The organism is Celeribacter sp. PS-C1 (assembly GCF_019429625.1).
Classification (GTDB): domain Bacteria; phylum Pseudomonadota; class Alphaproteobacteria; order Rhodobacterales; family Rhodobacteraceae; genus Celeribacter.
In genome coordinates, this window is sequence record NZ_JAHXRW010000009.1 from 131,479 (window position 1) to 143,812 (window position 12,334).

Sequence of the window (12,334 nt, forward strand, 5' to 3'; positions counted from 1 at the left end):
CGCCAGAGATGTCTTGAAGACCGGATTTAGCCTTGGGTCTTGGCGAAACGGGCGAGAAGTTCGTTGCCTTCTTCTTCGATCGTGGCCAGAGCGTCCTCGACGGTGGTCTCGCCGGAGAGCACACGGGACAGCTCGCGGTTTTCCACGTCACGGATCTGGACGTAGAAGCCCATGCGGTAGCCACGGGTGTTTTCACCAGCGGCGAGCATCAGCTGTTTCGGGCCGGTTTCAGCGGCCGGGAAACGGTCGTAGTGACCATCTGCTTTGGCAAGCTCGTAAGCGGCGGTGGTGACCGGAACGTAACCGGTTTCACGGTGCCACATGTATTGAACTTCCGGCGAGGTCAGGTAGCGGAAGAATTCGGCCGTGGCCTTGTTTTCTTCTGCGGATTTGCCAGCCATAGCGAAGAGCGACGCGCCGCCGATGAAGGTCTGGTAGCCCTCTTCAGTGATCGATGCCCAGTAGGGGAGGTAGGAAGAGCCCCACTCGAAGGACATGCCTTTCGAGCTCAGACCACCGAAGTCACCCGAGGAGCCGATGTACATGGCGGCTTTGCCGGCTTCGAATTGCGCTTGGTTGTCGTCCCAGCCGGTGCCGAAGAAACCGAAGTAACCTTCGTCGAGCCATTCTTTGACCTTGGTGAAGTGCATTTTCATCTCGTCGGAGTTGACGAGGATCTGGGTGCCTTCTGCGCCGTCATAACCATTGGCGTTGGTCGCAAACGGCAGGTTGTGACGGGAATGGAAGTTCTCGACGAATTCCCACGGCAGGTGCGTCTGCACGAGCGGGATGTAACCGGCTTCTTTGAGCGCGGGGGCGATGGCTTCGAATTCTTCGTAGGTGGTCGGCACTTCGACGCCAGCGGCGGCCAGTGCGTCGGCGTTGTAATACATCACCGGCGAGGAAGAGTTGAACGGCATGCCGATCATCTTGCCTTGGTTGTCGGCGTAGAAGTAACGCACACCCGGGATATAGTCGTTGATGTCGAAATCAACGCCGTTCTCGGACAGAAGATCCTGCACCGGAACAGTCGCGCCCTGAGCACCGATCACGGTGGCGGAACCGGCGTCAAACACCTGCATGATGTTCGGCTGTTCGCCCGCACGGAAGGCGGCGATGCCTGAGGTCAGGGTCTCCTCATAGGAGCCTTTGAAGATCGGGGTGATTTTGTACTCGTCCTGCGAGGCGTTGAAGCCTGCGGCGATTTTGTTGACGGTCTCGCCGAGGTTGCCGCCCATGGCGTGCCACCAGGTGATCTCGGTTTCCGCGAAAGCGGCGGTGCCTGCGAGGGCGAAGGTGGCAGCAGCTGCCGTGAATTTGATCGTGTTCATCACACTGTCTCCGGTTTGGCCCACTCTCTGGGCCTTATGTCGGTTCACGCCGCGGCCCGCGGGGGCCTGTGGCGTTGCGATCCTTTCTCCCGCGGTAGCTTTGGGAGAGACAAAGCGGGCAGAGCACATCGCCCTCGCGCCGTTTTGCACAGACGTTCGCCTACCCGTGCTCTGTGATGGTTCTGTGAAGGTTTTTTATCGTTTGGATCAAATTCTAGGGCTGGCAAAAACAGAGCACGGACGCGCCTCATGCGCGCATCGCCCACGCCCGCTGGTCTGAAAGGACATTTTCCGCAAGCGCTTTGGTGAAATCCCTTCTGCATTGAAACTGACCAAGGCGCTAAAAAAATGCCCGCGCTTTCATCATGCCCCTATTTTTTTACGCCTCTCCCATAGGTTGTGCCTCGGGGCGCTCTGCGGCTGTGTATCTTGAAGTGACCGGATGATCGGTCTGCGGGTCATTGCGGGGAGGAGGACGCAGACGGATCATTTGAAAGTGCGGATATGATACAAATTCTGGACTACCACGATCTCATTTCCGGGAAAGATCCCGGAGGATTTTCAGCCAAACTTGGACAGGCCTGCCGCAGTGAAGGTGTGTTCCAACTCAAGGAACACGGCATCCCGCGCGGACTTTTGCGCGATGTCATCGACGCGGCACAGGAGTTCTTTGCTCTGCCGGAGGACGACAAGGCCCCGCTCGACATTCGCCATTCCGATTGCAATCGCGGATGGGCCGGGATGGGAGTGGAGCGCTCGGGCGGCCAGGATGGCCTGCCGTTGCGCAAAGAAAGTTTCAGCATCGGTTTGGATCTGCGCCCGGACGATCCGCGTGTCTTGGCCGGCGAGCCCTTTCGCGGGCTCAATGTCTGGCCCGATTGCGATCAGTTTCGCGATGTGATGCGCGACTACTACAAAGAGATGCTGGGCCTCGGGCGCGGCCTGATGCGGGCGGTCGAAAGTGATCTCGATCTGCCGAAAGACTTTTTCAAACCACATTTCTCGGACCCGCTTGCGACCCTGCGTCTGTCTCACACGCCGGTCGATCCATGGGCAGAGGGGCCCGTGACAGAGGTGCCGCAATTTGATTACGGCGCGCTGACCTTTGTGTTGTCGGATGGGGTTGCGGGGCTACAGGTGCAGAACCGCGCTGGGCGATGGTATGACATCCCGGACACGCCCGACACTTTGACGGTGCTCGTGGGAGAGGAATTGATGCGCTGGAGCAACGATCTCTACCGTGCCGCGCCCCATCGGATGTTGTCCCCGTCGAAGCCAAGGACGCTCGCCGCCTTTTATTTCGATCCCAACCCCGAAAGTCTGATCGCGCCTTTGCCGGGGCTGGGGGCGCCGCAATACCCGCCGGTGCGGGCGGCGGATTATCTGCGGGTGCGGCTCGAGCAGACCTATCTGCCGCTTGCCTCTGGACAGGGGCGCTGAGGCTGGATTAAGCCTCTGAATATGACGGAAACGACAGATCAGCACAGTCAGGAAATTGGCCCGGAGGCTTGGGACGAGACCCTAGATGCCATCGGGCTGATCTGTCCGTTGCCAGTGCTCAAGGCGCGAAAGCGGCTTTTGTCGATGGCGCCGGGGCAGGTGTTGCGGCTTCTGGCCTCTGACCCTGCCGCGGTGATCGACGTGCCGCATTTCTGTCAGGAGGCCGGGCATAGCTTTCTCGCCATGACGGATCATGGCGAGAGCCAAAGCTATTTTCTCAAGCGCGGATAAGCCGGTTCTCGGCGCGAGCCAGATCCTCGGGCGTGTTGATGTTGAAGAAAAGCTCCTCGGGGTGCTCTGCCTCGAATAGCACTGGCACGGCGCCTTTGCCTTCGGCAAATTGCTGCATCCGGCGTTGATTGCGCTGAAGTGCGACGCGCAGGTCGTGGCGCAAGGTCACCGGCCAGAGTCCAAAGGTCGGATGCCAGCGCACCTCATCCTTTTCCTTGGTCACCGCGATGCCGAAGCCTTCGGGATGTGACACCGTAGCCAGTCGCGTCACCAGATCGGTCGGGAAAAACGGCGTGTCGGTCGCGACCGTGACGATGGCCTCAAAGCCTTTCATTGCGGCCCAATCGAGCCCGGCCAAGACGCCAGCCAAAGGCCCCTGTTCCTCGGGCGTGCCATCGGGCAGGATCGGAAAGCCGAATTCGGAATAGCGTTTCGGGTCGCCATTGGCGCTGATCGCCAACGTGGCGCATTGCGGGGCTAGCCGGTCGATGATCCGCTCGATCAAACGCGCGCCGCCCAATTCCACCATGCCTTTGTCGACGCCGCCGAGGCGGGTGCCTTGCCCGCCTGCGAGAATGACGCCGGGAAAGACACCCTCAGAGACCCTGGGACCTAGTGACATATCCTGTGCTCCCTCTATGAGCTTCCCCCCGTGGCTGCCATTCTGTATGTCCGAGGAGAGGCAAATCAAGGGGCAAAGACATGCTCGGATATGTGATGGCGGAAGGCCGCGGAGAGGTCGATGCGCTGCTTGCGGCGCTTGCGGAGCGGTTGCAGGCCGAGGGGCGTCGTGTCACGGGTGCGGTTCAGATCAACACCGAACTGCCCAATGACGTCAAATGTCGGATGGAGCTGCAGTTGTTGCCTGCGGGCGAGCGGGTGCAAATCTCGCAAAGCCTCGGGGCGTTGTCCAAGGGCTGTCGTCTGAATCCGGAGGGGCTGGAACAGGCGGTGCATCATACGGAAAAGGGCCTCGATACAGGCGCCGAGATGGTTCTGATCAACAAATTCGGCAAGCAAGAGGTCGAAGGCCGCGGCTTTCGCAATCTGATCGGCGAGGCTCTGTCACAGGGCGTGCCAGTCATTGTCGGCGTCAATGCCAAAAACATCGCCGGGTTTCTGGCGTTTGCTGGAGACTTCGCCGAAGAGCTCGCGCCGGAGATTGAGGCGCTGCATGGCTGGTGTCTGGAGACTCTTTGAGGTGATTAAATATTGGGCGATGTTGTCCATGAATTAGGCGAGAGAGAAGTCGTGCCATCGCCTACCGACAGGAATCGTTTACTTCCTGCACAGCTTGGCGCGATTTGAAGCCATGAGTGCCGCTCTTTCCATCATCGTCGTCGAAACCGACCGCACCCGCGCCCAGCTGATCGTCGACAGCCTGCGCGATGCCGGGGATTTCGACATTTTCGTCATCTCCGAAGTTACAGGCCTTGCGCGTCAAATTCAGGCGCGCAATCCGGATGTGGTCCTGATCGACATCGAAAACCCGTCGCGCGACACGATGGAAGAACTGGCGCTGGCCTCCGGCCCGCTGGATCGTCCGGTTGCGATGTTTGTCGACCGCTCGGACGAAGGCCTGTCCTCTGCGGCGATCGAGGCGGGCGTGTCGGCCTATATCGTCGACGGGCTGCAATCTCCGCGCGTCAAGCCGATCATGGACGCCGCCATCGCGCGGTTTCGCATGTTCCAGCGCATGCGTACGGAACTGGCGGAGACGAAAAAGGCGCTGGAAGAGCGCAAGGTCATCGACCGCGCCAAGGGCATGTTGATGCGCGCCAAAGGCATCGGTGAAGACGAAGCCTATGCGCTCCTGCGGAAGACTGCGATGGATCAGGGCAAACGCGTCGCCGATGTGGCGCAGGCTCTGGTGACGGCGGCGGGGCTACTGTCATGAGACCCACCACACTGTCCGTTGGCTATATTCCCTTGATCGACGCCGCCCCTTTGATCGTGGCGCAGGAGATGGGTTTTGCCGCCGAAGAAGGGCTGTCGCTTGATCTCAAGCCCGCGCCCTCGTGGTCGTCGGTGCGCGACATGCTGGCCTTTGGTCGGGCGGACGCCGCGCATATGTTGTCTCCGGTGCCTGTGGCCACGGCGCTCGGTCTGGGCGGTTCTGGGGTGCAATTCGCGGCGCTTTCCGTCCTGTCTATGAATGGCAATGTCATCGGTGTGTCGAATGATCTCGCCGCACGGCTGCGCGATGTTGGGCACGGGTTCGGGTTTGACGATGCTGAGAAAGCCGGGCGCGATTTGATCAAGGCGGCGAATGGCCGTCTGCGCATCGGGGTGCCTTTCCCGTTTTCGATGCATGCCGAGCTTTTGTATTATTGGCTCTCTGCGCTGGGTCTGCCCGCGCCGCAATCCGTTGATATCCGTACGGTGCCGCCGCCATTGATGGGCGCCGCGATTGAAGCGGGCGAGATCGACGCGTTCTGCGTTGGTGAACCTTGGGGCTCGCAGGCGGTGGAACATGGCGGGGGCGAGTTGTTGCTGCCGGGCTGCGCGATCTGGTCGGCTGCGCCCGAAAAAGTGCTGGCTGTGCGCGCTGATTGGGCGGAGCAGGAACAAGCCCTGATGGGTCGTCTGATCCGAGCGGTCTGGCGCGCGGGGCGGTGGCTGGGCACGGCGGACAGTCCGATGCTGGCCTCTGAACTGCTGAGCCGTCCTGAGTATCTCGATCTGCCGTCTGAGATGCTGGAGCGCGCGCTGACCGGCAATATGGTGATTTCCGCGCAGGGCGACGCGCGTCGGGTCGAGGGGTTCGTCGAGTTCTACAAAGGTGCCGCGAGTTTCCCGTGGCGGTCTCAGGCGGAGTGGATCGGCACGCAATTGGCGGCGCGCACGGGGCTTGATCGCGAGGCGGCACAGCGGGCGGCGCATGGCGTGTTCCGGTCTGATCTCTATCGGCAAGCACTCGATTCGACCTCCGCCGATTTGCCTGGTGCATCTTCGAAACAAGAGGGCGGATTGAGCGTGCCAACGGCGGTTGCATCGAAGGTCGGGCAGCTGATTCTTGAGAAGAACCAGTTTTTCGACGGACGCGTTTTTGATCCTTTCGTGAAATGATGCGCAAAATTTAGGCTGATCTTTGCACCTGCGGCAAGATTTGAGGGAAAGACATCGAAATCACCTTTGCCAGCGCAGCATTTCGGCGGACATTGGAAGCATCGCAAGGCAACGATGCCGCGATACGGAACATTTTCCCGAAGATCGGGAAGTCTGCATATGCCTCGGCGAACGGGGCAACAGAGCAAAGCCGCTCGATACACCGCCCCTTCTCCTCCCAGGCGGTCTATCGGCGGCTTTTTTCGTTTTTTCTCCTCAACAGGGAACAACAGGGACAAATAGATGAAGAACCTTCTCCTCGGCCTCGCAGCCACGACCGCACTCGCCACGGGTGCCTGGGCAGAAATGCTCGATCTGGAAAAAGACGAACTGACCTTCGGGTTCATCAAACTGACCGACATGGCGCCGCTCGCGGTGGCTTATGAACAGGGTTTCTTTGACGACGAAGGTCTCTTTGTCACGCTCGAAGCCCAAGCCAACTGGAAAGTGCTTCTGGATGGCGTGATCGACGGCACGCTGGATGGGGCGCATATGCTCGCCGGTCAGCCGCTGGCCGCGACCATCGGTTTTGGCACCGAGGCGCATATCATCACGCCCTTTTCGATGGATCTGAACGGCAACGGCATCACCGTCTCCAACGAGGTCTGGGAAGAGATGAAGCCGAACATTCCGGTGGATGCGGACGGCAAAGTCCAGCACCCGATTTCGGCCTCCGCTCTGGCGCCGGTCGTCGAGAAATACAAATCCGAAGGCAAGCCCTTCAACATGGGTATGGTTTTCCCGGTGTCCACGCATAACTACGAGTTGCGCTACTGGCTGGCCGCGGGTGGTCTGCATCCGGGCTACTACTCCCCCGAGAACATCACCGGCCAGATTGGTGCTGACGTGTTCCTCTCCGTGACACCCCCGCCGCAGATGCCCGCCACCTTGGAGGCAGGCACGATCTACGGCTACTGCGTCGGTGAGCCGTGGAACCAGCAGGCCGTCGCCAAAGGAATCGGCGTGCCAGTGATCACCGACTACGAGCTTTGGAAGAACAACCCGGAGAAGGTCTTCGGCATCACCGCAGAGTTTGCCGAAGAGTACCCGAACACCACGCTCGCCGTGACCAAGGCGCTCATTCGTGCGGCCATGTGGCTTGATGAGAATGACAACGCCAACCGCGAAGAGGCCGTGGAAATCCTGTCGCGTCCCGATTACGTCGGCGCCGACCAGGAGGTGATTGCCGCCTCCATGACCGGCACCTTCGAATATGAACCGGGCGATGTGCGTGAGGTGCCGGACTTCAACGTGTTCTTCCGCTATAACGCGACTTATCCGTTCTATTCCGATGCCGTATGGTATCTGACCCAGATGCGTCGTTGGGGCCAGATTTCCGAGGCCAAGCCGGACAGCTGGTATGATGAGGTCGCGAAATCCGTCTACAAGCCGGAGATCTACCTCGAAGCGGCCCGTCTTTTGGTCGACGAAGGTCTCGCCAACGAAGCCGACTTCCCTTGGGACAGCGATGGCTACAAAGCGCCGACGCCCTCCGCCGACATCATCGACGGCATCGCCTATGACGGCAAAGCTCCGAACGCTTACCTCGACAGCCTGCCGATTGGCCTGAAAGGCGATCAGACCGTCGTTGGTACCGAAGTTAAGGGCTAAATTCCCCTGGGGGCGCGCCGCTTCCTGAGCGCGCCCCAACCACCCCAAATCAAACTCTCTTGTCTCTCGTGAGGACGCCGCAATGACTGCTATCGACCCCCAAGCGCTTGACGCCGAGGCCACAGCGAAAGCTCGTGCGGCCCGTCGCGCGAAACTTTTCACCCGTATCAACAAGGCCGACGCCTGGTTTCAGGTTCTGGGCCTGTCATGGATGACGCCTGTCTTGAAAGCGCTCGCGGGTGACAACCCGAAGGCGCAGGGCAAGGAGATCTGGAAACTCCTCGGTGTGCCGGTACTGGCCATCGTCGGGTTCCTGATGCTCTGGGGAACATTGGCGCCGAAGGTGCAGACCTCTCTGGGCGCGATCCCCGGTCCTGCGGCTGTTTGGGATGAGGCGGTGAACCTGCATCAGGACGCCATCGCCAAGGCCGAGAAAAAGGCCGCCTTTATCGAGCGCGTCGATGCACGCAATGAACGTTTCATCGCCAACGGTCAGCCCGAAAAGGTGAAGGACATTCCCTACACCGGTTCGCCGTCTTACTATGAACAAATCTGGACCTCGATCAAAACCGTGTTCTTCGGCTTCCTGATCGGCTCGGCCATCGCGATCCCGCTGGGCATCCTCGCCGGTCTGTCGCCCTATGCCAATGCCGCGATCAACCCGCTGGTGCAAATCTTCAAACCCGTGTCACCGCTGGCGTGGTTGCCGATCGTGACCATGGTGGTTTCCGCGCTTTACACGACGAATGACGGGCTTTTCGCGAAGTCCTTCCTCGTCTCCGCCATCACCGTGACGCTTTGCTCTCTGTGGCCGACGCTGATCAACACCTCTTTAGGTGTGGCCTCCATCGACAAGGACCTCGTGTCGGTCTCCAAAGTGCTGAAAATGGGCACATGGCAGAAGATCACGAAACTTGTCCTGCCCTCCGCCCTGCCGCTGATCTTCACCGGTCTGCGCCTGTCCCTCGGTGTGGGCTGGATGGTGCTGATCGCCGCTGAAATGCTGGCGCAGAACCCCGGTCTCGGCAAATTCGTCTGGGACGAGTTCCAGAACGGCTCCTCGCAATCGCTCGCGAAAATCATCGTCGCCGTGCTGACCATCGGGATTATCGGCTTCCTTCTGGACCGTGTGATGTTCGCGCTGCAATCCCTCTTCACCTTCACGAACAACCGGTGATCGCCATGGGTATTCTGACGTTTGACAATGTGTCCAAAGGCTTCGGTGAGGGTCTGCACCGCACTGAAGTTCTGAAAAACATCAACCTCGATGTGCAGGAGGGCGAGTTCCTTGTCCTTCTGGGCTTTTCCGGCACTGGCAAGACGACGCTGATCAACCTGATGGCGGGGCTTGAGATGCCGTCCTCCGGCAAGGTCACGTTCAAGGGCAAAGACATCACGGGGCCCGGTCCGGAGCGCGGTGTGATCTTTCAGAACTATTCGCTGATGCCCTGGCTGACGGTGGATCAGAACGTCGCTCTGGCGGTGGACACGATCTTTCCCGATCTGCCCAAAGCGGAGAAGCAGGAAAAGGTCGATCATTTCGTCAAAATGGTGGGGCTGAGCCATGCGAAAACCCGTCGTCCGGCGGAGCTTTCGGGCGGGATGCGCCAGCGTGTGAACGTGGCGCGGGCTCTGGCGATGAACCCGGAAGTGTTGCTTCTGGACGAGCCGCTCTCGGCGCTCGATGCGCTGACGCGGGCGAACCTTGCCGATGAGATCGAACACATCTGGGAGGCTGACAAAAAGACCTGTGTGCTGATCACCAACGATGTGGACGAGGCCATTCTTTTGGCCGACCGCATCATAGCGCTCAATCCCGATGGTAGTCTTGGCGAAGAATTCAAAGTCACCATTCCGCGTCCGCGTGAACGCGGCGAGATGAACCATGACGAGACCTTCCACAAACTGCGCGCTGAGGTCACGACTTACCTCATGGATGTGGGGATCGAGGCGAAGGCCGAGGGCAGCAAGCTTTTGCCCAACGTCACCGCAATTCACCAAGTGCCGAAGGCCGTGACCAAGGCGCAGGAAGGCCTGATCGACAACCGTTTCCTGAGCTTCGAAGGCCTTCACAAAGTCTACCCAACGCCGAAAGGCCCGCTCACGGTGGTCGAGGATTTCAACCTGAAACTCAACCGCGGCGAATTCATTTCGCTCATTGGGCATTCGGGCTGTGGCAAATCCACGGTTCTCACTATGGCTGCCGGTCTCAACGACATCTCGAAAGGCGCGATCAAACTCGACGGCTTCGAGGTGCGCGGTGCCGACCCGGAGCGCGCCGTAGTCTTCCAATCGCCGAACCTGTTTCCCTGGCTCACAGCAAAGGAGAACGTGTCCATTGGTGTCGACAGAGTTTACCCCACCGCCTCGCAGCCCGAACGGCAGGATGTCGTTGAATATTATCTTGAAAGGGTCGGTCTCGCTGACTCTATGGACAAGCCCGCGTCGGAGATGTCCAACGGTATGAGGCAACGTGTGGGCATCGCCCGCGCCTTTGCGCTCTCTCCGAAACTTCTGCTTTTGGATGAACCCTTCGGCATGCTCGACAGCCTCACGCGCTGGGAGCTCCAAGAGGTTCTGATGGAGGTTTGGGAACGCACGAAAGTGACGGCCATCTGTGTGACGCATGACGTGGATGAAGCCATCCTTCTGGCCGACCGGGTGGTGATGATGACCAACGGCCCGCAGGCCACGATCGGCAAGATCACCGAAGTGAACCTGCCGCGTCCGCGCACCCGCAAGGCGCTTTTGGAGCACCCGGACTACTACACATATCGTCAGGAAGTGCTCGATTTCCTCGAGGAATACGAACACGGCGCCAAGCCCAAGGCAAAAAAGCCTGAGCCGAAAGCCATCGCGGCGGAGTAAAAGATATGGACAGCCTCACCATCGCCCTCGTGCAGGACAGTTTCGCCAAGATCCGACCCATCTCGGAGACTGCAGGCGAGCTGTTCTATGCCGATCTCTTCACCTCCGCGCCCGAGGTCCGTCCCTTGTTCAAGGGTGACATCAACGCGCAGGGTATGAAACTCATGGCCACTCTGGGCGTGGTGGTGCGCGGGCTGAGCGATCTGGGAGCGATCCTTCCGGTGGTCGAAGATCTGGCGCGCAAGCATGTCGCCTATGGCGTTACACCCGCACATTATGATGCGGTGGGCGCCTCTTTGCTTCGGACGCTCGAACAGGGGCTGGGGCCGGACTTCACGCCGGATGTGCGTGAGGCCTGGACCACCGCCTATGCTGCGCTCTCGGCCGTGATGATTTCGGCAGCCTATGCGACCGATGAGGGGGAGGGCGCCTGATGGTGGAACGGCTTGTCATCGTCGGGGCGGGGATGGCCTCTGGGCGGCTTCTCGATCATCTGACCGGAGAGGCGCCGGATGCCTTCGACATCACGCTGTTCAACGCCGAGCCGCGCGGCACCTATGACCGCTTGATGCTGTCTCCGGTGCTGGCCGGTGAGAAATGCTACGCCGAGATCGTCACCCATGATGACGCCTGGTATGCCAAGAACGATGTGACCTGTCGTTTTGGCGAATGGGTGCATGGCATCGACCGTGATCGTAAGGTTGTCATCGGTGAGAAGGGCGAAGTGCCCTACGACAAGTTGGTCATCGCCACCGGTTCGACCCCCTTCATCGTGCCGCTTCCAGGTCATGACCTGCCGGGGGTGATCGCCTATCGTGACCTTGAAGACACCGAAGAGATGATGCGTCTGGGCGACACACCCGGAACGCGGGCCGTAGTGATCGGTGGCGGCCTTTTGGGCTTGGAGGCGGCGGCGGGGATGGCTGCGCGCGGGGTCCACGTCACGGTGGTGCATCTCAACGGCCACCTGATGGACCGCCAGTTGGATTGCGAGGCGGCGGGGCTTTTGCGGCGGGCACTGGAAGCGCGCGGAATTGAGGTAGTTTGCAGCGCCAATTCGAAAGAAATCATCGCGGGTGACGACGGGCGCGTTTCAGCTCTTTTGCTTGAAGATGGGCGGAGGCTCCACTGCGATTTGCTGGTCATGGCCGTGGGCATTCGGCCCTCGATCACATTGGCGCAAGCGGCCGGGATTGAGACGGGCCGGGGCGTGATCGTCGATGACCAACTTCTGACCTCGGACCCGAACATCTTCGCGCTGGGCGAATGTGTCGAACATGACGGCGCGCTCTTCGGTCTCGTGGCGCCCTTGTTCGAACAGGCCAAAGTGCTGGCGAAAACCCTGTGTGGTGAGCCTGCGCACTACGTCAACAAAGAGGTCTCGACCAAGCTCAAGGTCACGGGCTGTGACCTGTTCTCCGCAGGGGATTTTCGCGATGGAGAGGGCCGCGAATGCATCACCTATTCCGACGCGCCCTCTGCCGTCTACAAACGTCTGGTGATCGAGAATGACCGGCTGATTGGCGCTGTGATGTATGGCGACACGAATGACGGCGCGTGGTTTTTCAACCTGATCCGCGAGGGCGCCGATGTCTCCGCTATGCGCGAGATGATGATCTTTGGTCCGGCCTATCAGGATGCGCCCCCGCCGCCCCCCATTCCGGCACCGGTTCTTCTGGAGGCGA

11 protein-coding genes and 1 pseudogene are annotated in these 12,334 nt (G+C 60.1%); 10 read left to right on the plus strand and 2 right to left on the minus strand.

Going from position 1 to position 12,334, the window contains the following annotated elements; all coding sequences use genetic code 11:
* Window positions 1-26: 26 nt before the first annotated feature.
* Window positions 27-1,331, minus strand: coding sequence for an extracellular solute-binding protein (locus tag J5Y17_RS14020; protein WP_219785870.1), 1,305 nt, complete (start codon window positions 1,329-1,331; stop codon window positions 27-29).
* 504 nt (window positions 1,332-1,835) lie between these two features.
* Here J5Y17_RS14020 and J5Y17_RS14025 point away from each other — a divergent pair.
* Window positions 1,836-2,771 (plus strand): isopenicillin N synthase family oxygenase, encoded by a 936-nt coding sequence (locus J5Y17_RS14025; protein ID WP_219785871.1) that lies wholly within the window; start codon window positions 1,836-1,838, stop codon window positions 2,769-2,771.
* 21 nt (window positions 2,772-2,792) lie between these two features.
* Complete coding sequence (locus tag J5Y17_RS14030) at window positions 2,793-3,062, plus strand: sulfurtransferase TusA family protein (RefSeq protein WP_219785872.1); 270 nt, start codon at window positions 2,793-2,795, stop codon at window positions 3,060-3,062.
* Here J5Y17_RS14030 and mobA read toward each other — a convergent pair.
* Window positions 3,049-3,684, minus strand: a complete 636-nt coding sequence (gene mobA / locus J5Y17_RS14035; protein WP_219785873.1) for a molybdenum cofactor guanylyltransferase MobA — start codon at window positions 3,682-3,684, stop codon at window positions 3,049-3,051. The two genes, J5Y17_RS14030 and mobA, sit on opposite strands and share 14 nt — an antisense overlap.
* Window positions 3,685-3,764: 80 nt before the next feature.
* Here mobA and J5Y17_RS14040 point away from each other — a divergent pair, with 80 nt between their 5' ends.
* The 8 genes and pseudogenes from J5Y17_RS14040 to J5Y17_RS14075 form a co-directional block, all read left to right on the plus strand.
* Window positions 3,765-4,262, plus strand: coding sequence for a DUF2478 domain-containing protein (locus tag J5Y17_RS14040; RefSeq protein WP_219785874.1), 498 nt, complete (start codon window positions 3,765-3,767; stop codon window positions 4,260-4,262).
* Between the two features lie 112 nt (window positions 4,263-4,374).
* A complete protein-coding gene (locus tag J5Y17_RS14045; protein ID WP_219785875.1) occupies window positions 4,375-4,959 on the plus strand; it encodes an ANTAR domain-containing response regulator in 585 nt (194 codons plus the stop codon).
* A complete protein-coding gene (locus tag J5Y17_RS14050) occupies window positions 4,956-6,131 on the plus strand; it encodes a CmpA/NrtA family ABC transporter substrate-binding protein (protein WP_219785876.1) in 1,176 nt (391 codons plus the stop codon). Before J5Y17_RS14045 ends, J5Y17_RS14050 begins: the two co-directional genes overlap by 4 nt.
* Before the next feature lie 282 nt (window positions 6,132-6,413).
* Window positions 6,414-7,781 (plus strand): CmpA/NrtA family ABC transporter substrate-binding protein, encoded by a 1,368-nt coding sequence (locus tag J5Y17_RS14055; protein WP_219785877.1) that lies wholly within the window; start codon window positions 6,414-6,416, stop codon window positions 7,779-7,781.
* Between the two features lie 82 nt (window positions 7,782-7,863).
* Complete coding sequence (locus J5Y17_RS14060; protein WP_219785878.1) at window positions 7,864-8,958, plus strand: ABC transporter permease; 1,095 nt, start codon at window positions 7,864-7,866, stop codon at window positions 8,956-8,958.
* A gap of 5 nt (window positions 8,959-8,963) precedes the next feature.
* Window positions 8,964-10,649, plus strand: a complete 1,686-nt coding sequence (locus tag J5Y17_RS14065) for an ABC transporter ATP-binding protein (protein WP_219785879.1) — start codon at window positions 8,964-8,966, stop codon at window positions 10,647-10,649.
* Window positions 10,650-10,654: 5 nt separating this feature from the next.
* Window positions 10,655-11,083, plus strand: a complete 429-nt coding sequence (locus J5Y17_RS14070) for a globin family protein (protein ID WP_219785880.1) — start codon at window positions 10,655-10,657, stop codon at window positions 11,081-11,083.
* Window positions 11,083-12,327, plus strand: a pseudogene (locus tag J5Y17_RS14075) (NAD(P)/FAD-dependent oxidoreductase); the annotation flags it as partial. The gene J5Y17_RS14070 and the pseudogene J5Y17_RS14075, both read left to right, overlap by 1 nt.
* Window positions 12,328-12,334 lie beyond the last annotated feature (7 nt).

Bases quoted from the DNA above. Each gene is read 5' to 3' on its own strand.
- J5Y17_RS14020 (WP_219785870.1), bottom strand. From the start codon at position 1,331: ATGAACACGATCAAATTCACGGCAGCTGCTGCCACCTTCGCCCTCGCA.
- J5Y17_RS14025 (WP_219785871.1), top strand. From the start codon at position 1,836: ATGATACAAATTCTGGACTACCACGATCTCATTTCCGGGAAAGATCCC.
- J5Y17_RS14030 (WP_219785872.1), top strand. From the start codon at position 2,793: ATGACGGAAACGACAGATCAGCACAGTCAGGAAATTGGCCCGGAGGCT.
- mobA (WP_219785873.1), bottom strand. From the start codon at position 3,684: ATGTCACTAGGTCCCAGGGTCTCTGAGGGTGTCTTTCCCGGCGTCATT.
- J5Y17_RS14040 (WP_219785874.1), top strand. From the start codon at position 3,765: ATGCTCGGATATGTGATGGCGGAAGGCCGCGGAGAGGTCGATGCGCTG.
- J5Y17_RS14045 (WP_219785875.1), top strand. From the start codon at position 4,375: ATGAGTGCCGCTCTTTCCATCATCGTCGTCGAAACCGACCGCACCCGC.
- J5Y17_RS14050 (WP_219785876.1), top strand. From the start codon at position 4,956: ATGAGACCCACCACACTGTCCGTTGGCTATATTCCCTTGATCGACGCC.
- J5Y17_RS14055 (WP_219785877.1), top strand. From the start codon at position 6,414: ATGAAGAACCTTCTCCTCGGCCTCGCAGCCACGACCGCACTCGCCACG.
- J5Y17_RS14060 (WP_219785878.1), top strand. From the start codon at position 7,864: ATGACTGCTATCGACCCCCAAGCGCTTGACGCCGAGGCCACAGCGAAA.
- J5Y17_RS14065 (WP_219785879.1), top strand. From the start codon at position 8,964: ATGGGTATTCTGACGTTTGACAATGTGTCCAAAGGCTTCGGTGAGGGT.
- J5Y17_RS14070 (WP_219785880.1), top strand. From the start codon at position 10,655: ATGGACAGCCTCACCATCGCCCTCGTGCAGGACAGTTTCGCCAAGATC.